The organism is Halopseudomonas pachastrellae, assembly GCF_900114765.1.
Taxonomy (GTDB): Bacteria; Pseudomonadota; Gammaproteobacteria; order Pseudomonadales; family Pseudomonadaceae; genus Halopseudomonas; species Halopseudomonas pachastrellae.
Window position 1 is genome coordinate 88,557 of sequence record NZ_FOUD01000014.1, and the last position, 25,394, is coordinate 113,950.

The window sequence follows — 25,394 nt, forward strand, 5'->3', positions numbered from 1 at the left end:
GAATTCCGCCCATGGACGTGCGTAGCCCCCTGTTCAAGACTGTTGCCCGCTTGCTGATTGGTGCGCTGGTGTTTAACCCGCTGGTCAGCGTCGCGGCAGATCTGGCGGTAGACGCCGCAGCCGGCGGCAACACCGCACTGACCCAGGCCGGCAATGGTGTGCCGGTTATCAATATCGCTACACCCAATGCCAGCGGGCTGTCTCATAACCGCTTTACGGATTACAACGTTCGGGAGCAGGGCCTAATTCTGAATAACGCCAGTGGGATCCAGGGCACGGAGTTGGGTGGCCTGATTCACGGCAACCCCAATCTGAATGGTGCGGCTGCGGGGCTGATTCTTAACGAGATAACCGGTACCAACCCCAGCCAGTTACAGGGTTACACCGAGGTGGCCGGCCAGAGTGCTGGCGTCATCGTAGCCAACCCGCACGGTATCACCTGTGATGGCTGTGGCTTCCTCAATACGCCGCAAGTCACTCTGAGCACCGGCAAGCCTATTGTCGACGAAGGTCAGCTCCAGCGTTTTGAGGTGGACCAAGGGCAGATCGCCCTTGACGGCGCCGGCCTCAATGCTAGCAACGTCGAGCGCTTTGATCTTATTACCCGCAGTCTGCAGCTCAACGCCGAGCTGCGCGCCAACCAATTGAACGTGGTGACCGGCCGCAATGATGTGGACGCCAGTACCTTGGCCGTCACCCCTAGAGCGGACGACGGTAGCCAAGCACCGCAACTCGCAATAGACAGCTCGGCACTAGGCGGTATGTATGCCGGCGCCATTCGTCTGGTCGGTACCGAGCACGGGGTAGGCGTGCGTTTGTTGGGTGATATGGCCGCCACCGCCGGCGATATTCAGATCGACTCCAAGGGGCAACTGACGATTGGGCGGGCTGCGGCCAGCGGTGATATCACCATGGCTGCCTCCGATATCAACCTGGCCCAAGGTTACGCAGGCGGTCAGGTGGCCTTGCAGGCGAGTGGCCAGATCGACACCACCGGCACCCTGGCCAGTGGTGGCAGTCAGCGACTGCAGGCCGAACGGGTTAACAACCACGGCGTACTTGAGGCCGGTATCGACCTCGCCGGTAGTCGGCAAGCCAGCGCCAATATTGACTTGCAAGCAGACGAGGTTGCCAACGCCGGGCTAGTGCTCGCCTCTGGCGAACTGACTGTTACGGCAGAGCAGGTGGACAACCGCAGCGCGACGTTGGCCGCGCGCGAAGGTGTGCATGTGAGCGCCGAGCGACTCGACAACCATGCCGGTGAGGTGATCTCTGATGCCGCGCTGACGCTGGATGTTCAGCAGCTCGATAACCGTCTCGGTCTGCTTAGCGGCGCGCAAGCTGTGCATCTGAACAGCGCCAACCTGGACAACCAGAGTGGGGAAATTCTGGGGAGCACGAGTGTGCAGCTCAGAGCTGGTCAACTGGACAACCGCGACGGCCAGGTTAGTGCGGTCGATCATCTGGACGTTTCTGCCACGCGGTTGGACAACAGTTATCAGGGCACGCTGTCTAGCCAAGGTAGCCTGACGGTAGAGGTGGCCGGTAGTCTCGACAATAGCCGCGAAGGCGCGCTGGTGAGCGCCGCTGACCAGCAACTGCGCGTCGGCGAACTCAACAACAGCCTGCAGGGCGTTGTGGTCAGTGGCGGCAATCTGGCGCTGATTGCTGACAATGCCATTGATAACCGCCAAGGCTCGGTGGTGGCCAACGCAGACCTGCAGGTAGCGGCCAGTGGGCTGGATAACCGCGAGGGTGAAATCAGCGCGGGTCAGCAGCTTGAGGCTGAGGTTGCAGGCTTGCTGGACAATCGTGCCGGTCTGCTGGCCAGTAGCGACCAGCTAAGTCTGCAGGCCCAGCTGCTCGATAATAGTCTGGCAGGGCAGATTCTTAGCGAGGCTGACCTTAACCTGCGTGCCCGGCAGTTGGCGAACGTCCAAGGTGTGGTATACGCCCAGGGACAAGCCGATCTGCAGCTTGAGGGTAAGCTGGACAACAGCGAGGCGGGCCGGCTGCTTGGTGATCAGGGCCTGCACCTAGCTGCCGCAGAGGTAGACAACCGCAGCGGTGTGTTGCAGGCCACCAGCGGAGCACTGAGCCTGGATGTGAGCGGGCTGGTGAACAACCGCAACGGCATGCTGTTGGCCGGTGATGGCGACACCTTGCTGCAAGCCGATGGCCTGGACAACCAAGGTGGGCTTATGTCCAGCTTGCAGGGCGCGCTGCAGGTGGTAAGCCGCTGGTTAAATAACCGCAACGGCAGCGTGCAGGCGCACGACGTCAGCCTGCAGGTGGCAGAGCGCGTCGACAATGACCTGGGCAGCGTGGCGGCCACCGAGGGCAGCCTCGCGATCTCGGCACAGCACCTCAGCAATATGCATGGGAGTCTTTTTGCTCGCCAGTTACTGACCATCGACGCCGAACAACTGAACAACAACGACAGCCTGCTGCCGTTGTTTCTGACCACGAACAGCGACTACACCGCGCAGCAGTGGATTGACTATTACCGAGAGGTACTGACCCAGGATTGGCCTGGCTTTGTAGCTGACTCTCTCGCCCAGGGGCTCGGGCCGTTTCTGGGTGATACCAGCGTGGCGCGGCAACAGCAGCTGCTGACCGTACTGGATCTGCTGGAGCAAAACCCTGATGCCTGGCAGCAGGGCAGCCTGTTGCACGCCGACCGCATCGTGCTGGAGGTAGATCAGCTCAGCCAGACCGCCACCAGTCAGATACTGGCGCAAACGGCCCTGCAAGGGCAGGGGCACAACTGGACCAATCATGGCTACATGGCCAGTGATGGCAGTGTTGATCTGGCTCTCAGCGGGCACTACGACAGCTATGGCACTCTGGCCAGTATTGATCAGTTGGCACTGCAAGCCGGCAGCCTGGACCTGGAGGCAGGGGCCAGCGACATCGGCGGTATTCTGGGCGGCAGCAACGCCAGCGTGCAGACAACCGGTGCGTTGAATAACAACGGCCAACTGACGGTACTGGGTAGTCTCAATGTCCGGGCGGGCAACATAGACAATCGGGGTGTCCTGGGTGCCGCCGATCAGCTGCAGGTCTTCAGTCAGCAGCTCTACAACCACCTAGGGGTGCTGTTCAGTGGCAATAACCTGCTGCTGCATGTGGATCACAGCGTCAACCTGGATGCCGACATATACAGCCTGGGCAGCCTGAGCGTCAGCGGGCTTGATCCGGCCACATCTGCGCAGAGTCTGGCCAACGTGTCGGGCAACATCGAATCGGCAGGCAACATGCAGTTGAATGTTGTCAGCCTGAACAACCGCAAGGCGGTGTTCCGCGAAGAGCAGGTGTTGCAGGAAGGCGAGATGACGGTGCACTGCTATGACTGCGGTGGTGACCATCACAACGTCGACTACATTGCTCGCGAGGTCTACGACAGTCAGATAGTCGAAGACTCCCGCGCGGCCCTGCTGCATGCCGGTGGTGATCTGAGTGTCAGTGCCGTTGAGGTGGCAAACCAGTTCAGCACCCTGTCGGCTAGCGGCAACCTGTCCATCAACGCCGAGCGCCTGCATAACCTCGGTGCGGTCGGTGGGCGCACCGAGCGTATTCGCACATGGAATACCGGACGCACCACTGACGGTACTGACGAGCGCTTTCGGCGTAACTACCTCTACCCCCTACAACGCGGCAGAGCTACCCAAGGAACTGCCGCTTGAGGCCTTGGCCCGCTACAGCCTGGTCAGTGACCTCTCCACCGTCACCGCGCTTAACGCCAATGCCCCCGCCGTCATCCAGGCCGGCGGTGACTTGCTGATCCAGGCCAGTCAGGTGCTGGAGAACAGTCGCGAGCTGGGTAACGATCTGCCTGCCTGGGCTGATGACCCGGCCCGACAGGAGGTTGCCGACACGCTGGGCGAGATCATGCAAGTTCAGGTCAATGCCCAGTTGCCGGCAGACCTGCAACAACAGCAAGTCAATCCGCTCACCCTACCCGGTTTCAGCCTGCCCGACGGCCAACAGGGGTTGTTCCGTCTGGTACAAACGCCTGCCAGTCAGAGCCCGGACGCGACCACCCCAACCGGTGTCAGCGTGCCCCAGGCCGGCGCGCATCCGTATCTGATTGAAACCAACCCGGCACTGACCAACCTGGGCCAGTTTCTGGGTTCTGAGTACCTGCTTGCTCAACTCGGGCTGGATCCGGGGCAGACGCTCAAGCGCCTGGGCGATGGTCTGTATGAGCAACGGTTGATGCGTGACGCGGTGACCGCACGCACGGGCGCGCGTTATCTTGCTGGCCTGACCAGTGACGAAGCCATGTACCGATACCTCATGGACAATGCGCTGGCCAGCCGTGAAGCCCTCAACCTCAGCCTGGGCGTAGCGCTCAGTGCCGAACAAGTTGCCGCCCTGACCCACGACATCGTCTGGCTGGAAGAGCATGAGGTCATGGGCGAGAGCGTACTGGTGCCCGTGCTCTATCTGGCCCAGGCAGAAGGCCGTCTGGCGGCCACCGGTAGTCTGATTCAGGGGCAAGACGTCACCCTGATCAGCGGCGGCGAGCTGCGTAATCAGGGCACACTGCGTGCCGCCGAAAACCTCAGCATCGTCGCTGGCAGTATCGATAACAGCGGATTGCTGCAAGCACACGAGCGTATCCAGTTGATCGCCCAGCAAAGCATCGACAATGCGCGAGGCGGCATTATCAGCGGAGCTGAGGTCGGCTTGACCGCAGGCGGGGATATCCTTAACGAGCGCACTGCCAGCTATTACGACAACACCGCCGGACGGGCACGGCAGGCCGGTACCATTCTGGATAGCGCTGCGCGCATCGAAGCAACCGGCGACCTCAGCATGCAGGCGGGCGGTAACCTGATTAATCAGGGGGCGGTCATCCAGGCGGGGGGCGATGTCGAGCTTGGCGCCGGCCAGGATCTGATTGTCAGTGCCACCGAAGAGCGCAGCCTGGCCATCCGGCAGGATCGCCGCCACTACTGGGAAAGTAGCGCTGTCACCCAACACGGCAGCGAGGTCAGTGCTGGTGGTGACCTGAACGCCAGCGCCGGCAATGATTTGGCTGTCGTCGCCAGCCAGCTGGAGGCTGGAGAAGACCTGACTCTAAGCGCCCAGGGCGATCTGGTTATCGCTGCTGCCGCCAACGAACAGCACAGCGAATACCGCTATCGTCGCAGCGATAAAAAGGTCACCCGTGAAGACAGCGAGATTGCGCAGCAAGGTGCGCAGTTGCTGTCCGGCGCTGATGTAACCTTGCTGGCCGGCGACAGCCTCACCGCCGTAGCCAGCCGCATCGAGGCCGCGCAGCAAGCCTATCTGGTTGCCGGCAGCCAGTTGGCCCTGGTGGCGGCAGAGAACCTTGATCACCACTTCTACGAGAAAAAGTCCGAAGGCTCCTTCGGGCGCACATCGTTTCGTAGCGACACCGTCACCCGCGTAACCCAGCAGGGCACCGAGATCGAAACCGGCGGCGACCTCACGCTGGTCAGCGGCAGCGACCAGTTGCACCAGGCCAGCCAGCTCACCAGCGGCGCCGACCTCACGCTCAGTAGCGGCGGCAGTGTGGTGTTTGAAGGCGTGCTGGACCTGCACCAGGAGTCCCACGAGAAGAGCAAGAGCAGCTGGGCCTGGCAATCGGCCAAAGGCCAGGGCGATACCGACCAGACCTTGATCCAGAGCCAGCTGCAGGCCCAGGGCGAGCTGATCATCCGCGCTGCCGAAGGCGTGCAGATCGATGTTCGCGAGATCAACCAGCAGACCGTCAGCCAGACCATCGACGCCATGGTCGCCGCCGAGCCTGGCCTGGCCTGGCTCAAGGAAATGGAAGCCCGCGGCGACGTGGACTGGCGCCACGTCAAGGAAGTACACGACAGCTTCAGCTACAGCCACTCCGGGCTGGGCGCTGGCGCGCAATTGGTGATTGCCATTGTAGTGGCAGCCATGGTCGGCCCAGGCGCCAGCGCCCTGGCAGGCGGGGGTACAGCCGGGGCGGTAACGAGCGCCGTCGCCACCAGCGCCGCCACCAACGCGGTCGTCAGCACCGTCAACAATCGCGGAGACCTGGGGGCTGTATTTGACGACATTACCTCCAGCGACGCCGTGAAAGGCTATGTCGTGGCCGGCGCCACGGCGGGTCTCACCGCTGGCGTATACGACAATCTACTGGGGACCAAGACAAACCCTGTTACCGGACAGGTCGTTGTTGACTTGAGCACGGTAGAAGGGGTTGGCCGCTTTGCTGCCAATCAGGCACTGCAAGGGACTACCAGTACCGCGCTATACCGCGCCCTGGGCGAAGACAGCGATTTTAGTCAGGTACTGGGTAACGCCCTGGTCAACACCTTTGCCGCCTACGGCTTCAATCTGGTGGGTGATCTGGGTGATCGCTACCAGTTACCCAGTGGCAGCGCCGAGAAAGTGCTACTGCATGCCCTGATGGGCGGCCTGGCTGCAGAGGCCTATGGCGGGGACTTTGCCAGTGGCGCGCTGGTGGCCGGCGTCAATGAGTTGGTGGTTGCTGACCTGAATGCGCAGTTTGCCGGTCTGCCGGATGAGCAGCGCGAGGCGCTGGTGCTCATGAGTTCCCAGCTTATAGGTGTGCTCTCCGCCGCCCTGCTAGACCCGGACGGTAGCGAAGACCAGCTTGAGACGGGCGCCTGGGTTGCAGCTAACGCAACCAACTACAACTTTTTGAATCACCAGGATGTCGAGCGCCTTGAGCAAGAAATAGAAGGCTGTCATGAGCGAGGTGACTGCGAGCAGATTCGTGACCGCTATCTTGAGGTCAGCGACGCGAACCGAGAACGCCTGGCTGCATGCGACGTCAGTGGCAACTGTCAGCTCATCATGGAAGAAATTCAGGCCGGCCGCAGCGCCCTGGATGGGTTGCGTGGAGAAGCAGCAGCGGTGGCAGAGGCGGCGTTCCGCCCTCGCCAAATCACAGAACTGGCGCAAGCCAACAACGCCATCGTGCAGGCCGCGCAGCGCGAGTGGGATGCCTATGCAGAACAGGCCAATCGGCAACAGGCCGAACAGCTGCTGCAACTAGCCGAAGACCCTGCTGCGATGGCAGCCTGGGTAGAGGCCCAGGCCACAGAGGACTACCTTGTAGCACTGGAGCAGGAACTGTCGCTCGCGCAAGACGCAGCTCTGACCGGTATGTCCGATGCCGAACTTGACCTGTACGCCCCAGGCTGGCGGGAGAATCGTGACCAGATGTTGGTTGCCACCGGTTACGTCAAGGACGGGGCAGCGGTGGTCGGTGACGTACTGGAGCCCGGTGTGCTCGACGCCATTGGCCCAGCCGCCAAAGTAGCGAAGCTGCTAGGCGTGTTTGCGGTTATACACAAAGCCGGAGAGGCACTGCCCGATGGTCTTGCGAGTGTCGTCGCCAAGCTGGACAATCTGGCAGCAGGCAAGCCACCCAGTCCTGCGGAGCTGGAGCCATTCAGAAATGCCGCTTCTGCGAAGTTGCAGGAGGATATCCAACGGGCTAATTTGACGTTGGGAGGGGCAAAAGCAACAGACTCTGCATCGAATGTGGCTCTTTTCGAGAGGCAGCGAGCAGGTTATGCAGCCCAAGAGATAAGAAATGCACAACCTGTCGGGAGTGCACTTCAAGATGACCCTCTTCATCGTGCTCCCAGTTATGTGATTGACCAGATTCCAGCGAAAGGAAGGCTTTTCACTATTCGTGGCGGGGATGGAAAGTCGTACAACCTTACCCAGATGGAAGGGGCTGTGGATGGCAAGTCGGGGATATTCGAGTGGCTCGTCAATTCGAAGGGTGAGTTGACACATCAGAGGTTTATCCCTGCCGGAAGAATTACGGGCACGCCCAACCAAGTTCCATCTAGATTGCCAAGATAAGAGGTAAGGTATGCATATAGTCTTAGATGGTGGGTTCTGCTTTTCAGAAGCACCTTGGTTGAGTTGGGGAGACATTGAGTACGGTCTGGATCGTGGTTTTTTAACTTCGACGGGAGTTGTTGAATATGCTGTTAAAAGGCTTTCTGCTGAGTCTCCTGCAGAGCAGTATGAGCTGGCCTGCCTGACTGGCGATGATGCTAATGATGTTCGGGAGTGCGTTGGTCGCCTTGCTGTTAAGGATGTGCGAGATGTTGGGGGCTCAGAGAAGGCGTGGATATTTTTGAGTTTTCTTTGGGTCTTTATAAATAGGGGTAAGTATCAAGATCCATTGGGGATTGTTGAGGAGCTGTATGCGGATTTCGATTATCCGGAGTCTGTTGCTCCTATTGTTCGGTATATGCCGGCGGCAGACCCTTCTGTAGCGGGCGAGAATCAGCTTTTTAAAAATTGGTCCAATATGTTGGAGTCATCTAGGCGGGAGCTTCAGGCTAGTCGTTCCGGATAAATTGGACCAAAAAAAGGGGGCACCGGGAGTATCAGCAATTTTGTGTTCGGGCTTAACATGCGTTACGAGGACTAGGCATGCCGACCCAAAAGACCCCGGCCGTCAAGGCCAAAAGAGACCTACCCTCCATCCCCAAGGAACTGGTCGAACAGCTCGTTAAAGGCCCAATGACGGCCGAGGCGATCCAAGACATCTCGATGGCGTTCAAGAAGGCGCTGGTAGAGCGCGCACTGGGCGCAGAGCTTGGCCATCACTTGGGTTAGCCGGTGGGTGCAGAGCGCCCAGAGGTCAGCGAGAATCAGCGTAACGGCACCAGCGGCAAGACTGTGCTGACCGAGACGGCCCTTTGCAGTTGGACATCCAAGAGACTGGGACGGCAGCTTCGCGCCGATACTGATTCCCAAGCACGAGCGCCGCTTCACGGGCTTTGACAACAAGCTGCTGGTTTAAGCAGTAATTCTGGCCTACCTAAAAGCGTATTTAACTCAAGGTGAGCAGGGTGTGAATGAAAAACAGAGATCGCTTTGCAGATATCTCGCGAAGATGGAGTCTGCACATGCGGCTGAATGGCTGATAAGCACATACCCCATTGACTCCGTAGATTATGGCGAGGCCTTTTGGCTTATGTCTCACCGATCGTGGAGGCGCGGTGATCAAAAGCGATTGGCTAATTATTATTTTAAGAAACTTCCTTTTTCTGGCGCTTTTGGCTATGAGTCGTTCGCTTCATTTATGTCTACAAGTGCGCTTCTATCTTGCGTTAGAGCGGGCCTGCCGATGAGCCATGCTGATGTGGAACTGCTGCTCTATTACCTAGTGCCAGCCCTCAAAAAATTCGCGAAAGGCCAGGCTGATTATCAGCTGATTGCTGACTTTGCTACTGAGGCACAGAATGCAACACTGGGGTGAGAGCAAGCAGCGCTAGGGGCTTGCTTTTTGCCTTCCTAGCGACAACAAAAGTGGGCTCGGATAAAACTTCTGGCGCAAGCCTGACCTGACTGTTCTTACACCTTGCCAGCCGGCGGCGACCTTACCGCTGTTGCCAGCCGCATCGAAGCCACGCAGCAAGCCTATCAGGTTGCCGGCAGCCAGCGTGTACTGGGGACTGCAGAGAAACCTGCTCACCACTTCAACGAGAAAAGTCCGGAGGGCCTCTCTGGGCGAAAATCCTTCTTCCCGGATGTAGCACTGCGAGCAAAGCTAACCGCTTTGATGCATGCCAACGGCGTTACGGATTCTCTGGGTACTCTAGCAGTATCTCGCTGCTTTGCAGCTCTGTCGCCGTGGCCGGGCGCTGCATGGACGGGTTCAGTGGGTAGCCGCTGTCGGTGGCGCGCAAGACGACGTCGCCTGCGCCTCTGGCATGTACGATCAGGTCGCGCCAGCCATCAGTGCTGTGCGCGGACACCCGTAGGGGAAGCTGCACGATGGTGGTTTTGGAGCGCAGGGTGAAGGCGTGCTCGCTGCCTTGCAGCACAAACAGGGTGCAGCCGGCGCTACCACACCAGTTGGGGCCTTGGGCGTAGATCAGTGCGTCGTCAACGCCGTCACCGTTAAGGTCGTACAGGGCGCTCTGGTAGCGGGGCAGCTCCGAGCCGAACTGTTCGCTCAGCGCGTCGTTGAGCCGTGTGTCGTGGCTGACGCTGGCGCAGCCGGTCAGCAGGCCGGCAAGAATAAGCGGGTAGGGGCGCATTGGTGGGTCTCCTCAGATAACGCTGTTGATCATAGCAAGCACGGGCCGGGCTGCGAGTGCTTGATGCTCACCTTGCCGGATCAGCGGTGTCGCGGGGCGGGAAGTCGACATCGAGGCCTCGCGCATCCAACTGCCTGACGTTTTCCGGGCGGCCCTGTTCATCCAGCTCAACCAGACCGATGCCGCTGCCGTTCCACAGGCGCTCGCCGGCGCTGGCGCGGTCTGGATCGCGCGGGCTGACGCGCATGCGCCGGCGTTTGGTCAGCCAGTTCAGCGGGGAGGCCGGGGCGTAAAGCCAGCGATTAAGCCGGTCAAACCAGTCCAGCAGACGCGTTGGGAAGGCATTTTTCAGGCCGCTGCTGGTGATCTGCCAAAGCTGCGGGCCGTGCTCGCGATGACGGATGGCGATGTCGTAGACGAAAGAGTAGTGCACGTCGCCGGAGAGGATGACGTAGTTACCTGGTGTGCGGCCGTGACGAAAGATATTGAGCAGCACCTTGGCAGCGCCGCGGTGGGTCATCCAGTTTTCGGCGTCGACTACCAGCGGGTGACCGGCGAGGGAGAACAGCTTCTGGATGCCTTCAATGAGTTTGACGCCGAACATCGGTGCGGGCGAGACGATGACCACAGCGGTCTGGTCCAGCAGGCGTTGCTGCAGCTCGGTCAGCGCCTCCCAGTCCATCAGGCCAGACGGGCGGAAGGGGCTGCGCTCGCTGCGCCAGCGGCGGGTGCGGGTATCCAGCACGACCAGGCTGGGCGTGCCGGCAATCTGGTACTCCCAGCCGTGAAAGCGCAGCACGGCGTCGATGCAGGCGTCCTGCTCGCTGACATCCATACTGCCGCTGCGCTTTGCGTTCTCCAGCAGTTGGGTCAGCGCATCCAGCGGTTCTGCCACGGCGTCGGGATCGTTGCCCCAGCCCTGGCACAGCAGATAGGCCAGCACCGCGTTGCCGATGATCTGGCGTGAGAAGGGGTGGCCGTAGGCGGTGCGCTCCCAGTCGGCGGTAAGGTTCCAGTCGTCGGTGACGTCGTGGTCGTCAAAGATCATCAGGCTGGGCTGATGGGCGAGCAGGCGGGCGACCTGCGGCAGGCCCTCGACAAAGGCATCAATCTGCTGCTGTTCGCTCTGGTAACGTTGGCGCTCTTCGTCGTTCAGCCCGTCTGGCATCGCCGGCTGAATCAGGCGCCAGGGAACCGGCGACCACACCAGCAGGTACATGGCCAGCATCTCGGCCAGGCTGATCAGGTGGTTGTGCGCGTTGGCCGAGGTAAACACCGGTTTGCGTACGCCGCCAAAGAAACGGTCACGCACGGCCATATTCGAGGGCACATCCGGCAGCAGTTGCTCGCGGCGATAGTAGGTGTCGTCAGACTGATACAGGGCCTGGCTGTCGGCGACGGTGGCGCCTTCCAATGCTTCGTCGAACAGCCCGAGTCGGGCAATCAACTGATGCACAGCAACCAGTAGCGGGCCACTGACATCGTCTACGTAAACCTGATCGCCGGTCATCAGCAGCCAGGCAGGGCGCTGCTCTGGCTGGTCTCGGCGTTCGGCCAGCCAGCTGTCGGTGCGCACCAGTGCATCCTCGCCGGCAAAGTGCGGCTTGCGGCAGGAGCCGTGTAGCAGACGGCGGTTGTCGCTGGCGATCATCAGCGAGGGCAGCTCGTCGCCGTGGCACAGATGCGGGGCGGTGCGGCGTAGCCCGTTGCCTTGCTCGCTATCCCACTGCAGGTCGTAGTGAATGACCTGATCCTGCGGTAAGGGCGTATCGGGGCTGAGGCTCAGCAGGTGAACGTAGGCGTACTTACCAATGGGTATCACGCGGGTATCGTTCAGATCGAGGTGTTGTGCTGCAGCGTTGTCTGGTTGCAGCGTCGCGCGCAGTTGCAGTGGCCGGCTGGCGACCAGCCAGAGCAAGACGCGCTCGGGTTCTACGCGGCGAACCAGCGGGCCGGCCAGCAGATCGGGGAGGTCTGTGGTGATATGCATGCTGATTCAGACCGGGTGGCGCGGCGCCGGTTCAGTGGGCTGCTTCAGAACAAGCGCGCCAGCAGCGCCGTGACGGCGGTTTCCACGCGCAGGATGCGCTCGCCGAGCTGCACCGGCTGCATGCCGGCCTCGACCAGCTTGTCGACCTCATAGGGAATCCAGCCGCCCTCCGGACCGATGGCCAGGGTTAGCGGCTGGTCGATACCGCGCGGGCAGGCGGGGTAGTCGCCGGGGTGGGCAACCAGCGCCAGTTGCTCGTTGATGATGGCGGGTAGCTGATCTTCGACAAAGGGCTTGAAGCGCTTTTCGATCCGCACGGTCGGCAGCACGGTGTCGCGGGCCTGCTCCAGGCCCAACAGCAGGTTCTCGCGTACCACCTCGGGTTGCAGAAACGGCGTCTGCCAGAAGCTCTTTTCTACCCGGTAGCTGTTGAGCAGTATGATCTCGGGTACGCCCAGGGTCGCGCAGTGCTGCAGGATGCGGCGAAACATCTTGGGTCTGGGCATGGCCAGCAGCAGGGTGAGGGGCAATTTGGCCGGGGGCGCTTCGCTCAGCTCGATGCGCAGCAGGGCGCTGCGCGAGTCCAGCTCCAGCACGCTGCCACTGCCCATCAGGCCGTTGATGCGGCCAACGCGCAGGGTGTCGCCGGCGCTGACCTGCTGGATGTCCTGCATGTGCGCCAGCCTGCGGCCAGTCAGGCGTACATGCTGCGGATCGGTGAAGTCGCTGTCTTCGAGCAGCAGCAGGTTCATGCCTGCGGGCTGTCCTGCGGCTCTTCCGGTGTGCGCGGGCGGACCAGACGGCTGAAGACGATACCGACTTCATACAGCAGCCACATGGGCAGTGCGAGCAGGGTCTGGGAGATCACGTCCGGTGGGGTCAGGACCATACCGACGGTAAAGCAGCCGACCACCACGTAGGGGCGCGCTTTGCTCAGGCTCTGCACATCGACGATGCCGACCAGCACCAGCAGCACGGTGGCCACTGGAATTTCGAAGGACAGACCAAAGGCCATGAACAGCGTCAGTACAAAGTCCAGGTAGCTGTTGATGTCGGTCATCACTGCTACGCCATCCGGCGCCGCGCTGGTGAAAAAGCCGAACACCAGTGGAAACACCACAAAGTAGGCGAACGCCATGCCGCCGTAGAACAGCAGAATGCTGGAGGCCAGCAGCGGCACCGCCAGGCGCTTCTCGTGCTTGTACAGCCCGGGTGCAATAAAGCCCCAGACCTGGTGCAGCACAAAGGGCATGGCGATAAACAGCGCGCTGATCAGCGTCAGCTTGAAGGGGGTCAGGAACGGCGAGGCGACATCGGTGGCGATCATGCTGGTGCCTTCGGGCAGCAGCGCGCGCAGCGGCTCGGAAATGAACGCGTAGATGTCGTTGGCAAAGTAGAACAGGCCGGCAAAGATCACCAGCCAGATCAGCACAATGCGCAGCAGGCGCGAGCGCAGCTCGGTCAGGTGGGCGACCAGCGGCATGTCGCCGCCGCTCTTGACGGGCGGCAGATCAGGGTTGCTCATGGCGGGTGTCTTGCTGCTCATTGGCGGACTCGGCACGGGGTTGCTCTGCGGTCGCGCCAGTGTGCGTCGGCTGTGTGACGCTCTGGTTACCGCCCGGTCGGGCGTTTGTCTGGTTGCTCGGGCTGCCGGCGTGCAGCCCCTGCTTTTCCAGTTCGGCGAGGATGCGCTCGTTGTTCAACTGCTGGCGGATCTCGTCGGCGCCCAGTTCGCGCTCAACCTGCGAGCGCACGTCCGAGAAGCCGCGCTTGATGCGGCCAATGGTCAGGCTGACGGTGCGTATGGCGCCGGGCAAACGCTCCGGGCCGAGAACCAGCAGGGCGATGATCGCCACCACCAGCATTTCCATAAAGCCGATGTCGAACATGGGGCGGGACCTGGCAGATTACGGCTTGGACTGGGAGTCCTGCTTGTGCTCTTCGGCCTTGGCATCCAGCGTCTCGCCCGGCTTGTTCTCGACCGAGGGCTTTTCCTCGTCGTTCATCGCCTTGCGAAAGCCCTTGATTGCGCCGCCCAGATCACCGCCGATGTTCTTCAACCGCTTGGTGCCGAACAGCAGTACCACGATGACCAGTACGATCAGCAGTTGCCACAGACTAATGCCACCAAAACCCATTTTTGCCTCCGGGGCCTATTGCCCAGTTTATTTGCTGCGGGACGCCTTTTCTTCAAGACCGGACAGGTCGAAGCGGCGTGCCAATTCTTTCAGGATGTCATCGGGACCAAGGCCGAGATGGCTAAGCATGACCAGTGAGTGGAACCACAGGTCAGCGGTCTCGTATACCAGGTCCGATTTGTCCTCGCTGTGCTGACAGTCCTTGGCGGCTAGCAGTGTCTCTGTGCACTCTTCACCGACCTTTTCGAGAATCTTGTTCAGGCCCTTTGCGTGCAGGCTGGCAACGTAGGAGGTGTCGGCAGACGCCTGCTTGCGTTGCTCCAGCACGGCGGCCAGTTGGCTCAGGGTGTCAGACATGTTTTGGGTGCTCGTATAACTCTTTGGGGTCCTTGATGACGGCATCGACGGTCTGCCATTGGCCATCTTTCAGAACCCGATAAAAACAGCTCTGCCGGCCGGTGTGGCAGGCAATGCCACCGATCTGTTCGACCTGCAGGATGACGACGTCGGCGTCGCAGTCCAGCCGCAGTTCGTGCAGCTGTTGCACGTTGCCCGACTCCTCGCCCTTGCGCCACAGGCGCTGGCGCGAGCGCGACCAGTAGATGCCTCGGCCTTCCTGTACGGTCAGTTGCAGGGCTTCGCGGTTCATCCAGGCCATCATCAGAATGCGCTGAGTGTGTACATCCTGGGCGATGGCGGGAACCAGGCCGTCGGCATCCCAGTTGATGCTGTCGAGCCAGTCATTGGCGGCGGTTGAATCAGTCATGGCGGGTCGTCGTTCGTTCAATGGTGCAAGTGTGCCAGTTATGCACGCGGCTGACTATCTGCGGCGCAGAATCAGCCAGCCGCCCAGGGCGATCAGCGCCCACTGGGTGGGTGCGGCGTGCAGCCAGAGCTGCGGGTCGTCGCCGCCCAGCGCGCTGGCGCCAAATACCACCAGGGCGATACCGGCCAGTTGCAGTGGCCAGCGTGGGCGCTGCGGCGGCTGCTCGCGCAGCGGTGCGTCGGCCAGGTTGTCGAGGGCGCGGTGGGCGCTGTCTATCAGCGCGGGTACGCGTTCCAGATGCTGCTGCCAGTGCTTGACCTGATTCTGCGGCAGCATGCGCTCGCGCATCCAGCGCTCCAGATAGGGTTGGCCGGTGCTCCAGAGGTCCAGGTCGGGGTACAGCTGGCGGCCCAGCCCTTCGATGTTCAGTAGGGTCTTTTGCAGCAGCACCAGCTGCGGCTGGACTTCCATGTTGAAGCGGCGGGCGGTCTGGAACAGGCGCAGCAGCAGCTGGCCGAAGGAGATGTCTTTCAGCGGGCGCTCGAAGATCGGCTCGCAGACGCTGCGAATCGCCGCTTCAAATTCGTTCACGCGGGTGTCAGCCGGTACCCAGCCCGAGTCGATATGCAGTTGGGCGACGCGGCGGTAGTCGCGCTTGAAGAAGGCCATCAGGTTGCGTGCCAGGTAGCTCTGGTCCTCGGGCGTCAGGCTGCCGACGATGCCAAAGTCGATGGCGATGTATTGCGGCTCCCAAGGGTGCTTGCGCGAGATGAAGATGTTGCCCGGGTGCATGTCGGCGTGGAAAAAGCTGTCGCGGAATACCTGGGTAAAGAAGATTTCCACGCCGCGTTCGGCAAGCTTCTTCATATCGGTACGCTGGTCGGCCAGCGCCGGCAGGTCGGTCACCGGGATGCCCTCGATGCGCTCCATCACCAGTACCTTGTGACGGCACCAGTCCCAGTAGATCTTGGGAATGTAGATCAGCTCCGAATCTTCAAAGTTGCGGCGCAGCTGGGAGGCGTTGGCGGCTTCGCGGTACAGGTCCAGCTCGTCGAAAATGGTGCTTTCGTAGTCCTCGACCACCTCGACCGGGCGCAGGCGGCGACCTTCGGTGGACAGCTTTTCCAGCAGGCGTGCGGCGACGAACAACCATTGGATGTCCTGGTCGATGGTCTCGCCGATGCCTGGGCGCACCACCTTGACCACCACCTCGCTGCCGTCTTTCAGGCGTGCGGCGTGTACCTGGGCGACCGAGGCGGAGGCTAGCGGCTCGTCGCTGAAGCTGGCAAATACATCCTCGATGCGCTCGCCCAGCTGCTCCTCGATGCGCGCGCGGGCTTTTGGTCCCGGGAAGGGCGGCACCTTGTCCTGCAGACGGGCCAGCTCCAGCGCGATGTCGTCGGGCATCAGGTCACGGCGGGTGGAGAGAATCTGGCCAAACTTGATAAACACCGGGCCCAGATCTTCACAGGCCTTGCGCAGGCGCGCGCCTCGGCTCAGGTCTTTCGGGGCCGGGCGCAGGCGCCATGGGCCCAGTTGCAGCAGCAGGCGGCCCAGCAGCGGCAGCGGCAGGTCCAGCAGAATCTGGTCAAGACGATAACGGGTAAAGATGTGCAGGATGCGCAGCAGGCGCACGAAGGCGGTGAGTCTCATGCGTCGGGCGAGTCCGGATTGGTGGGAGAGAGCAGGGCGACGCGCGCTTCCAGGCGGTCGAGTTGCAGGCGCAGGTCATGCAGTTGTTCGGCGCGGGCGCGGGCTTCAGCCTGGCCGACCAGTTGGCGGCTTTCTTCGGTCAGGTATTCGGCCAGCGTCTGGCGCAGGCTGGCGCGGCTGTCACGGCCCCACTGGTGGCTGCGGCGCAGGGCGCTGCCGATGGCATGGCCGGCGACCGGGCCGAGCCAGCGCGCTAACTCGGCCTCGCCATCGAGCTGCAGGTCGGCCAGCGCATTCTGCAGCGCGATCAGTACCTGGCTGTCGCCCAGCAGCTCGACGTCCGGGTCCTGCAGTACGGCCTTGCGGTCGCTGCTGACCAGCAGCCGGGCGAGCAGGCTGGCGGGGGCGTGCAGTTCAACATCGGCCGGCGCGTCGCTGGTAGTCGTCAGGTTGATGGTGCCGTGCGCGGGCATCAGCCACAGCTGCCAGTCAGGCTGACGGCTACTGATCAAAATGCGTTTGCCGGCCAGTGCGCTGATGCGCCTGGCGGTGACCGGGTCGCGAGCCAGGGCCGCAGCGATGCTGCGCTCGGCTGCGCGGAGCAGCGCGCCGGAGAGCATCAGGGTTTGACGCCCCGGTGCAGGGCGACGATGCCGCCGGTCATGTTGTGGTAGGTCACCCGGGCAAAGCCGACTTCTTCCATCATGGCCTTGAGAGTTTCCTGGTCCGGGTGCATGCGGATGGATTCGGCCAGATAGCGGTAGCTATCGGCGTCGTCGGCCACCAGCTTGCCCATCATCGGCAGCAGCTTGAAGCTGTACTGGTCATACACCTTGGACAGCAGCTCGCTCTTGGGCTTGGAGAACTCCAAGACCAGCAGCCGGCCACCCGGCTTGAGCACGCGCAGCATGGAGGCGATGGCGGCGTCCTTGTGGGTCACGTTACGCAGGCCAAAGGCGATGGTGATGCAGTCGAAATAATTGTCCGGGAAGGGCAGTGCCTCGGCATCGGCCTGGACAAAACGTACGTTGCCGGCCACGCCCAGATCCAGCAGGCGGTCACGGCCAACCTTGAGCATGGAGGCGTTGATGTCGGCCAGGACGACTTCGCCGGTCGGGCCCACGCGTTTGGCGAAGCGGCGGGTCAGGTCGCCGGTGCCGCCGGCGATGTCCAGTACCCGGTTGCCGGTGCGCACGCCGGACAGCTCGATGGTGAAGCGCTTCCAGAGGCGGTGGATGCCGCCGGACATCAGGTCGTTCATGATGTCGTACTTGGCGGCTACCGAGTGGAAGACCTCGGCGACGCGCTGAGCCTTTTCGGACTCGGCGACGGTCTGGTAACCAAAGTGGGTGGTTTTTTCGTGCTCGTGCTGATCGCTCATGACTTGGCTCTGCGCTGGCAAATTCCGCTCCATTCTAACCATTTTTTGCCGCCAGAAGCGCTGCCCAAATGCCGCGCCTTGCACTGCGCCTGCTTTGGTGGTGACGCGCTGCGCAGTTTGCGGCATGCTGGCGAGCTTTGACACCACCGTGAGGATGAGCTGATGGCCACCGTAGATATCACCCGTGAACACGACCTTGGTAAGGAACAGGCCAAGGAGCGCGCTCAGAAGTTGGCCGACAAGCTGGCCCAGAAGCTGGACGCCAAGTGCAGCTGGGAAGGCGACCAACTGCACTTCAAGCGCAGCGGTGCCGATGGTTGCATCACCGTAACCGATGCCGATGTGCGAGTGCAGGTGAAGCTGGGGATGATGCTCACGCCCATGGCCGGCATGGTTAAGAGCGAAGTGCAGAAGGCGCTGGACAAGTATCTGGCCTGACGCGGCAGCGCGAACCACTCAGGTGTGCAGACACCGTTGCGATGTTTTTTGCCGATTAGTATGTGTTTTCTAATTTTGCCGCGTAGCTTTGGCTGTAAGGATCGCCAATCGGTCCATTGCAGTACCTCAATCTACTGATTAACGGAGTTACGAACATGGCCAAGAACACCGCAAAGAAAATCGAAGACAACGCCGCTGGTTTTGCCACTGACGTGAAGAAATACGCTCATCAGATCTGGCTGGCAGGCCTGGGTGCCTATGCCAAGGCCGGCAAGGAAGGCGCCGATTACTTCAAGTCGCTGGTCAGCGAAGGTGAAGAAGTCGAGAAGCAGGGCAAGGAGCTGGTTGCCAGCCAGGTTGAAGCAGCCAACAGCCGCATCGAATCCTTCAAGGAAAAAGTGCACGAGAAAACCGGCGGCCGTTTCAGCAAGGTAGAAGAAGTATTCGACGAGCGCGTTGCTTCTACCCTGGGTCGTATGGGTATTCCGAGCAAGAAGGATATTGATCAGCTGTCTGCTAAGCTGGATGATCTGAGTGCTGCACTCAAGTCACTGCAAAGCAAGTAAGGTCACAGAGGAGTTGCTCCATGGCGGGTAAGAAGAAGGACAAGGATCCGGGTTGGGTCGCTGATATCGAAAACTATTCGCGTCAGATCTGGCTGGCAGGTCTGGGCGCCTACGCCAAGGTCGGGAAGGAGGGCGTCAAGCTCTTCGAAAACCTGATCAAGGATGGTGAGGCTGCCGAGAAGAAAGCCAAGGCCGAGATCGACAAGCAGGTCGACACCCTCAAGGGTAAGGCCAAGTCCGGTAAGAACCCGCTGGAAAAAGCGAAGACCGGGGCCGACAAGGCCAAGGGCAAGCTGACCGGCAAGTGGAACGAGCTGGAAGATGCGTTCGACAAGCGTCTCAACAGTGCTGTCTCCCGCCTTGGAGTGCCCTCGCAGGCTGAAGTTAAGGCGTTGAACGCCAAGGTTGACGAGCTGACCAAGCTGATTGAAGGCCTGGCCAGCGGCAAGACCGCTGCACCCAAGGTCGCGGCCAAGGCTAGCCCGGCAGCGAGCAAACCGGCTGCCAAGCCGCGCACCACGCGCAAGCCGGCAGCCAAGCCCGCCGCCAGCACTGCGGCCAAGCCGGCAGCTAAACCTGCTGCAGCCAAGCCTGCTGCCAAGACCACTGCCAGCAAACCGGCAGCGGCCAAGGCAAGCACAGCAGCAGCCAAGCCCAAGGCTCCGGCCAAGCCGCGTGCGGCCGCCAAGCCCAAGGCGCCTGCCAAGCCCAAGGCGACACCGGCCGTGAAGGCTCCGGCAGCAACACCCACCGCCTCCTCACCGGCTCCGGCCAGTGCACCGGCGGCGGACAAGCCCGCCGAGTCCTGAGTTACCTTGCAGCACCAGAACCCCGCCCTGCTTCGGCAGCGCGGGTTTTTTTATGGCGTAAATTAACCGTAGCGCGCAATCAACCCCTGCACCCAATCCCGCCCCTCGGCATCCAGCCAGGGCTGCAGCAGGCCGAGCATTTGTTGCACGCCGCTGGCCGGGTCCAGGTCGTTGGGGTGGCAGACGCGCTGGTAGTCCAGCCAGAACAGGCAGGTTTGGCACAGGGCGTCGAGCAGGCGGTTGCGTTCGCCATCGTCCGCGTGCAGGTGTTCGCTGGCGTGCAGGGCCTGCAGCACCTGCTCAAGGCGCTGGCGCAGGGCCGTGATCCAGGGCTGCATCTGCTGGCGCAGGGCCGGGTAGCGGCTCATCAGGTTGGACAGGTCCTGGAACAGAAAGCGGTGCGTGGCGATAGCTTCAAACAACAGATGTAGCAGCAGCCAGAGGTCTTCCGGTTCGACGTCGTCCGGGTTGTCGTCGCTCAGCAGCAGGCTGCGGGTGCTGAGCACAAAGTCATCGACCAGCGCGTCGAGCAGCGCTTCCTTGCCCTTGAAGTGGTAGTAGAGGTTGCCGGGGCTGATCTCCAGCTCGTTGGCAATCTCCAGCGTGGTGACGTTGGACTCGCCGTGCTCGTTGAACAGCTCAAGGGTACACAGCAGGATTCGGTCGCGGGTTTTCATCATGCTCCTCAGTGCTGTTGAACGTAGCGGCCGGGTGCCGCGCCAAGGCCGCCGTCTTCGTTGGCAGGGGCCTTAACCAAGGGGCCACTGTGGTCTTTTAGCCAGTTGCTCCAGGCGGGCCACCAACTGCCCTGTTGCGCCTCGGCCGTGGCCAGCCAACTCTCGGCGTTATCGCTAACGGCCGGGCCGCTGTGATAGTGCGCGCGAGGGTGGCCCGGTGGGCACAGCAACCCCTGAATATGCCCACTGTGACACAGGGTAAAGTGCTTTTTGCCGCCCATTCGGGTGCCGGGATAGGCGTTGTGCCAGGGCACGATATGGTCGCGGCGGGCGGCCAGATGCCAGCTTGGCAGGGTGATGCTGGTGAGGTCGATCGCCTCGCTGTTGAGCTGCAGGCTGCCCGGCTGGCCCAGCGGGTCCCGGTCAAACAGGTCGAGCAGGTCGTCTACCAGTTGCGCCGGCAGGCGGGTGTGATCGTGCCCCCAGTACACCACCGGGTTGCAGGGTAGCTCGCGCCCCAGCCCGTAGCGGGTAACGGCGGGTGTCCAGACCAGCTGCTCCGGGCGCATCCAGCCAAAGGCGGCGCCACTGCTGCGCTCATCCAGATAACCCTGTTGCCAGGCCTGGCGGCGCAGGCGTTGGCGTGTGGCAGGGCCGTTCAGACGCATGAGATCGGTGTCCAGCCGCGTGTCGAGCGGGGTGACCAGCAGGCTCAGGGCGCTGAGCTGCTGCGCGTAGCCGGCGGCTTGTTGCCAGGCGCATAGCAGGGCCGCGATCAGACCGCCGCTGCAGATACCGGTCAGGGTTGCCTGAGCAGTGCCGCTGTGCAGGCGGGTTTCATTCAGGGCGCGTTGGCAGGCACTGACATAACGCCCCAGGCCCCAGTTGCAGTGGCTGGGGTTGGGGTTGCGCCAACTGATCAGGTAAACCTGCAGCCCCTGCTCCATCGCGTGCTCGACCAGGCTGTTGCCGGGGCTGAGGTCAAGCAGGTAGAAGCGGTTGATCGGCGGCGGTACCAGCAGCAGCGGGCGCTCATGCACTTGCGGCTGCTGCGGGGTATAGCAGATCAGCTCGAACTCGGCGTGGCGAGCGATTATCTGACCCGGGGTACAGGCCAGGTCAGTACCAAGGCGGTACTGGGTGTCCAGGTTGGGCTGCGCGAAGGGGCGCCCGCTGGCCAGATCCTGCCACAGGTGGTGCGCTCCCCGGCAGAGGCTGTGCCCACCGCTGGAGCGGGCCTCGGCCAGAATCGCCGGGTTCAGCAGGCTGTTGCTGGGGGCTGCGGCGGCGGCCAGCTGGTCGAGCAGCCAGCGCAGTTGGGCGCGCTCATGGTCGGCCAGCTGCAGGCCCTGTAGCCACTGCGCCAGCGGCTGTTGCCAGGCCTGCCAGAGTTGCAGCAGGCGCTGGGCGGCGGGCCGCTGCCAGCCGGGGTGAGTAAAACGTGGGTCGTCGTTCAGCGGGCTCAGGTCCAGCCTGCCCTGCACGGCGAGCAGCACCTCCTCAAGGGTCTGGCGCAGATAGCCGGCGTGGTGACAGGGCTGGGTTGCCAGGCTGCGTAGCAGGGCAAGCAAGGTGGCGGATATATCCCCCCGGATAGCGGTTGTGTGCAGTCGTCCTTGGGGGTGGTCGGGCATCCAGCTGTCCTGATCCGTGGCGAGGAGGTCGCTGGCAGTCTAACGCAAATGCGGCGAGCGGCAATGGCTGCCGTGCGGGCACTGTGGCCGAGGTCTCGCTCGGCCCGCTGGCGGCTTGAACGTCATGCTCTGGGGGCTCTCAGGGTGGCCGCGTGGCGAATCACCGCTGGCTGCTTTTCCTCCGACAGGAAGGCCATGATCATCGGCGCCACGCTCTGTGCGCGGGTCACCAGAAACAGGTGGCCATCGTCGATCACGTGCAGCTCGGAATTGGGAATACGCCAGGCCAGCAGCTTCATGTTGATCAGCGGGATGATCGGGTCATCATCGCCGGCTAGAATCAGCGTCGGTTGGCGGATTTTGTGCAGCCAGTGCACGCTGGTCCAGCCCAGGCCGGCAAACAGCTGCCAGTAGTAGCCGAGCTTGCCGGAAGAGCGCACCTTGGCGGCGTGTTTCTCGGCCAAGTGCGGGTCACGGCGGAAAGCGCCGCCGTAAATGTCCGGCGCGATGTTCACCCCGTGAGAGGGCTGGATGTAACGCCGCGGGCTGGCCATTTTCAGCAGCACCGAGGGGCGGCCGGGCACCATGACGGCGCCGGCGGAGGTGGCTGCCAGAATCAGCTTCTTGCAGCGCTCCGGGTGGCTGTAGGCAAACTGCTGCGCCAGAGCGCCGCCCCAGGACACGCCGATGACGTTGACCTGGGAGTAGTCCAGATAGTCCAGCATGCGTGCCGCCAGCTTGGCCAGGCCCGGAAAGCGGAAGGGCGTGGCCGGGGTGGACGAGCCACCCACGCCGGGTACGTCAAAGGCAATGACTTCCAGGTCCGGGTCCAGTGCTTCGACAAAGGGGAACACCAGTTCCAGGTTGGCGCCGATACCATTGAAGACCAGCAGCGGCGGCAGGGCGCTGTTGCCCGGGCGCACGGCCGTACGCAGGTACTGGCCGTCCAGCTCGATGGTGCGAAAGACAAAGGACTGCGGCATAGGCGGGTCTCTGTTGGGCGCCGATCAGCGCTCGTGAACGTAGGTACCCGGCGCCGGTTCGAGCGCTGGGTGGTTGTCGTTGCCGAGCACCGCCGGCGCAGCCTTGCGCTTACCGCCGCGGGCATGCAGCCAGTCGCGCCAGTACTGCCACCAGGAGTCGGACTGCTTGGTGGCGGTTTCCAGCCAGTGCTTGGCGTCGCCGGTCATCTCGCCACTGGTAAAGAAGCGTGCCTTGGGGTTGCCCGGCGGGTTGAGGATGCTCTGGATGTGGCCGCTGGAGGACAGCACAAACTCGCACTTGCCACCGAGCAGCTGCGCCGAGCTGTAGCAGGCCTCCCAGGGGGTGATGTGGTCGTTCAGGCCGGCGATGACAAAGTAGTCGCTCTTGACCTGCTTGAGGTCGATCGGTGTGCCGCAGACTTCCAGCGCGCCGGGGCGGGTCAGCGGGTTGTTCTTGAACAGCTCCAGGAACTCGCCGTGCAGTGCGGCCGGCAGGCGGGTGGTGTCGTTGTTCCAGAACAGGATATCGAATACCGGCGGTTCGTTGCCGAGCAGGTAGTTGTTGACCCAGTAGTTCCAGATCAGGTCATTGGGTCGCATCCAGGCGAAGATACGCGCCATGTCGCGGCCTTCCAGCACGCCGCTCTGATAGGACATGCGCCGTGCGGCCTCAATCGAGCGCTCGTCGGCAAACAGCGCCACCTGGGTTTTCAGCTCGGTATCCAGCACGCTGACCAGCAGGGTGAAGGAGTGTACTTTTTTCTCCTTCAGCGCGGCGTAGTGGCCCAGCAGCGATACCGTGGTGATACCGCCGGAGCAGGCGCCGAGCATGCTCAGGTCCTTGCTGCCGGTCACTTCCAGCACCACGTCGATGGCTTCCTTGAGGGCTTCGATGTAGGTGCTCAGGCCCCACTCACGGTGGCTCTTGGTCGGGTTGCGCCAGCTGACCACAAAGGTCTGCATGTGACTGTTGACCAGATAGCGCGCGAGGCTTTTCTCCGGTGACAGGTCGAAGACATAGAACTTGTTGATCTGCGGCGGTACTACCAGCACCGGGCGCTCGAACACTTCTTCGGTGAGCGGCTTGTACTGGATCAGCTCCAATACCTCGTTGCGGAAGATCACCGAGCCCTTGGTGGTCGCCAGGTTGCCGCCCACTTCAAAGGCATTCATGTTGACCTGGCTGGGCATACCGCCATTGTGGGCGATGTCCTTGGCCAGGTGGGTCAGGCCATCCATCAGGCTCTTGCCGCCGGTCTCGAAGAAGCGCTTGAGGGCGGCCGGGTTGAGGGCGGTGTTGGTCGGCGACATCGCCTCGGTCATCAGTGCGATGACAAACTGGGCGCGGCTGACATCCTGAGCGGGCAGGTTGGAGCTGGTAATCCAGCTGTTGAGCTCCTTGCGCCAGGCCAGGTAGGTCTGCATATAGCGGCGGTAGAGCGGGTTCTGGCTCCAGGTGGGGTCGACAAAGCGCTTGTCGTCAGCACTTGGGCTCAGCTCGGAGCGGCCGAGCATGACATCGGTCACGGCCATGCCCAGGCGGCCGATATGACGCATGCTGTGAACGGGTTGCTTGATGGTCTGGCGCATGACCATGCGGGCGGTACTGATGAGGTCGCGCGCAGGCACGCCGACCACCGGGTTGGGGCCCAGAATGTGTTCGCTGGCCTTATGGCCCAAGTCTTCGTTATTGGTTTTATTACCCATTTTCAACGCTCCAGTCTGAGGCAGGGAAGCCGCTCTGAATGCAGTCCAGCAAGTTTCGAACCAGCTTCCCGGTGTCGCATTCTTGAGACAAGTTAGCACGCAGTTTCGGCGCTGTTAACGCCTTTTTGGCTAGCTGGCACTAAATCAGATGTTTATGGCAAAGCCATGTAGGAGCGTAGGAAACTCAGGGGATAAAGCGAACAGCGCTGACCGCTGGGTCACGCGATGCACCAGCTTGGTGCAGCTGCTCAAGGTAGGCGTCCCAGCGTTGAGACTGCTGCGTCGCCAGTTGGTAGAGGTAATCCCAGGTGTACAGGCCGCTGTCATGACCATCGTCGAAGATCAGCTTGATCGCATAGCGCCCGGCGGTTTCCACCCCGCTCAGGCCGACGTTCAGTTTGCCGGTTTGCAGCACCGGCTTGCCATGCCCACGCACCTCGGCCGAGGGAGACAACACGCGCAGGTATTCGGCCGGCAACTGATAGGTGCTGCCGTCGGCATAACCCAACTCCAGCGTGCGGGAGGCTTTGTGTAGTTTGATGGTCGTGGGGATGGGGGCGGCCATGGGAGTATCCTGAGCTTGAAGCTTCAAGCTTCAAGCTG

At 62.0% G+C, this 25,394-nt stretch carries 23 protein-coding genes and 1 pseudogene; 8 read left to right on the top strand and 16 right to left on the bottom strand.

What is annotated here, in order from left to right:
• Nucleotides 1-11: 11 nt before the first annotated feature.
• From BM116_RS19175 to BM116_RS12150, 5 genes and pseudogenes are all read left to right on the top strand, one after another.
• Nucleotides 12-3,686, top strand: coding sequence for a filamentous hemagglutinin N-terminal domain-containing protein (locus tag BM116_RS19175; protein ID WP_083724917.1), 3,675 nt, complete (start codon nucleotides 12-14; stop codon nucleotides 3,684-3,686).
• 1,135 nt (nucleotides 3,687-4,821) lie between these two features.
• The gene (locus tag BM116_RS12135) at nucleotides 4,822-7,851 is read left to right on the top strand and encodes a DUF637 domain-containing protein (protein ID WP_235846750.1); all 3,030 of its coding nucleotides are present in this window, start codon (nucleotides 4,822-4,824) and stop codon (nucleotides 7,849-7,851) included.
• 10 nt (nucleotides 7,852-7,861) lie between these two features.
• On the top strand, nucleotides 7,862-8,356 hold the full coding sequence (locus BM116_RS12140; protein WP_083724913.1) for a DUF2247 family protein: 495 nt from the start codon (nucleotides 7,862-7,864) through the stop codon (nucleotides 8,354-8,356).
• 77 nt (nucleotides 8,357-8,433) lie between these two features.
• Nucleotides 8,434-8,800: pseudogene (locus tag BM116_RS12145) on the top strand (transposase); the annotation flags it as partial.
• A 57-nt stretch (nucleotides 8,801-8,857) separates the two neighbouring features.
• A complete protein-coding gene (locus BM116_RS12150; protein WP_083724911.1) occupies nucleotides 8,858-9,265 on the top strand; it encodes a hypothetical protein in 408 nt (135 codons plus the stop codon).
• A gap of 319 nt (nucleotides 9,266-9,584) precedes the next feature.
• On the opposite strand, the gene BM116_RS12155 is transcribed toward BM116_RS12150, so the two are convergent.
• From BM116_RS12155 to ubiE, 11 genes are all read right to left on the bottom strand, one after another.
• On the bottom strand, nucleotides 9,585-10,049 hold the full coding sequence (locus BM116_RS12155; protein ID WP_083724909.1) for a COG3650 family protein: 465 nt from the start codon (nucleotides 10,047-10,049) through the stop codon (nucleotides 9,585-9,587).
• A gap of 67 nt (nucleotides 10,050-10,116) precedes the next feature.
• Nucleotides 10,117-12,039, bottom strand: coding sequence for a metallophosphoesterase family protein (locus BM116_RS12160; RefSeq protein ID WP_083724907.1), 1,923 nt, complete (start codon nucleotides 12,037-12,039; stop codon nucleotides 10,117-10,119).
• A gap of 44 nt (nucleotides 12,040-12,083) precedes the next feature.
• Complete coding sequence (locus tag BM116_RS12165) at nucleotides 12,084-12,791, bottom strand: 16S rRNA (uracil(1498)-N(3))-methyltransferase (protein ID WP_083724905.1); 708 nt, start codon at nucleotides 12,789-12,791, stop codon at nucleotides 12,084-12,086.
• Nucleotides 12,788-13,564, bottom strand: a complete 777-nt coding sequence (gene tatC / locus BM116_RS12170; protein WP_083724903.1) for a twin-arginine translocase subunit TatC — start codon at nucleotides 13,562-13,564, stop codon at nucleotides 12,788-12,790. The genes BM116_RS12165 and tatC overlap by 4 nt, the downstream gene beginning before the upstream one ends.
• Nucleotides 13,551-13,928: a Sec-independent protein translocase protein TatB gene (tatB, locus tag BM116_RS12175; protein WP_083724900.1), complete on the bottom strand. Its 378-nt coding sequence runs from the start codon at nucleotides 13,926-13,928 to the stop codon at nucleotides 13,551-13,553. Before tatB ends, tatC begins: the two co-directional genes overlap by 14 nt.
• Nucleotides 13,929-13,946: 18 nt before the next feature.
• Nucleotides 13,947-14,177: a Sec-independent protein translocase subunit TatA gene (gene tatA / locus BM116_RS12180; RefSeq protein ID WP_083724898.1), complete on the bottom strand. Its 231-nt coding sequence runs from the start codon at nucleotides 14,175-14,177 to the stop codon at nucleotides 13,947-13,949.
• Between the two features lie 27 nt (nucleotides 14,178-14,204).
• Nucleotides 14,205-14,534: a phosphoribosyl-ATP diphosphatase gene (locus tag BM116_RS12185; protein ID WP_083724896.1), complete on the bottom strand. Its 330-nt coding sequence runs from the start codon at nucleotides 14,532-14,534 to the stop codon at nucleotides 14,205-14,207.
• Entirely contained in the window at nucleotides 14,527-14,943 is a 417-nt protein-coding gene (gene hisI / locus BM116_RS12190) for a phosphoribosyl-AMP cyclohydrolase (protein ID WP_083724894.1), read from the bottom strand. Before hisI ends, BM116_RS12185 begins: the two co-directional genes overlap by 8 nt.
• Before the next feature lie 54 nt (nucleotides 14,944-14,997).
• Nucleotides 14,998-16,596: a ubiquinone biosynthesis regulatory protein kinase UbiB gene (gene ubiB / locus BM116_RS12195; RefSeq protein ID WP_083724892.1), complete on the bottom strand. Its 1,599-nt coding sequence runs from the start codon at nucleotides 16,594-16,596 to the stop codon at nucleotides 14,998-15,000.
• The gene (locus BM116_RS12200; RefSeq protein WP_083724890.1) at nucleotides 16,593-17,216 is read right to left on the bottom strand and encodes a ubiquinone biosynthesis accessory factor UbiJ; all 624 of its coding nucleotides are present in this window, start codon (nucleotides 17,214-17,216) and stop codon (nucleotides 16,593-16,595) included. The genes ubiB and BM116_RS12200 overlap by 4 nt, the downstream gene beginning before the upstream one ends.
• On the bottom strand, nucleotides 17,216-17,977 hold the full coding sequence (gene ubiE, locus BM116_RS12205) for a bifunctional demethylmenaquinone methyltransferase/2-methoxy-6-polyprenyl-1,4-benzoquinol methylase UbiE (protein ID WP_083724887.1): 762 nt from the start codon (nucleotides 17,975-17,977) through the stop codon (nucleotides 17,216-17,218). The genes BM116_RS12200 and ubiE overlap by 1 nt, the downstream gene beginning before the upstream one ends.
• Before the next feature lie 162 nt (nucleotides 17,978-18,139).
• On the opposite strand from ubiE, the gene BM116_RS12210 reads away from it, so the two are divergent.
• From BM116_RS12210 to BM116_RS12220, 3 genes are all read left to right on the top strand, one after another.
• Entirely contained in the window at nucleotides 18,140-18,415 is a 276-nt protein-coding gene (locus BM116_RS12210; RefSeq protein ID WP_083724885.1) for a polyhydroxyalkanoic acid system family protein, read from the top strand.
• 155 nt (nucleotides 18,416-18,570) lie between these two features.
• Nucleotides 18,571-18,981: a phasin family protein gene (locus BM116_RS12215; RefSeq protein WP_083724883.1), complete on the top strand. Its 411-nt coding sequence runs from the start codon at nucleotides 18,571-18,573 to the stop codon at nucleotides 18,979-18,981.
• A 20-nt stretch (nucleotides 18,982-19,001) separates the two neighbouring features.
• Nucleotides 19,002-19,790, top strand: a complete 789-nt coding sequence (locus tag BM116_RS12220; RefSeq protein WP_083724881.1) for a phasin family protein — start codon at nucleotides 19,002-19,004, stop codon at nucleotides 19,788-19,790.
• A 62-nt stretch (nucleotides 19,791-19,852) separates the two neighbouring features.
• Here BM116_RS12220 and BM116_RS12225 read toward each other — a convergent pair whose 3' ends face one another.
• From BM116_RS12225 to BM116_RS12245, 5 genes are all read right to left on the bottom strand, one after another.
• Nucleotides 19,853-20,467 (bottom strand): TetR/AcrR family transcriptional regulator, encoded by a 615-nt coding sequence (locus tag BM116_RS12225; protein WP_083724879.1) that lies wholly within the window; start codon nucleotides 20,465-20,467, stop codon nucleotides 19,853-19,855.
• Between the two features lie 8 nt (nucleotides 20,468-20,475).
• Nucleotides 20,476-22,101, bottom strand: coding sequence for a PHA/PHB synthase family protein (locus tag BM116_RS12230; protein WP_083724877.1), 1,626 nt, complete (start codon nucleotides 22,099-22,101; stop codon nucleotides 20,476-20,478).
• A 122-nt stretch (nucleotides 22,102-22,223) separates the two neighbouring features.
• Entirely contained in the window at nucleotides 22,224-23,084 is an 861-nt protein-coding gene (gene phaZ / locus BM116_RS12235; RefSeq protein WP_083724875.1) for a poly(3-hydroxyalkanoate) depolymerase, read from the bottom strand.
• A 24-nt stretch (nucleotides 23,085-23,108) separates the two neighbouring features.
• On the bottom strand, nucleotides 23,109-24,791 hold the full coding sequence (gene phaC / locus BM116_RS12240; RefSeq protein WP_083724873.1) for a class II poly(R)-hydroxyalkanoic acid synthase: 1,683 nt from the start codon (nucleotides 24,789-24,791) through the stop codon (nucleotides 23,109-23,111).
• Nucleotides 24,792-24,975: 184 nt separating this feature from the next.
• Nucleotides 24,976-25,356 carry a gamma-butyrobetaine hydroxylase family protein gene (locus tag BM116_RS12245; protein ID WP_083724871.1) on the bottom strand — a complete coding sequence of 127 codons (381 nt, stop codon included), beginning with the start codon at nucleotides 25,354-25,356 and terminating at the stop codon, nucleotides 24,976-24,978.
• Between the last annotated feature and the right edge of the window lie 38 nt (nucleotides 25,357-25,394).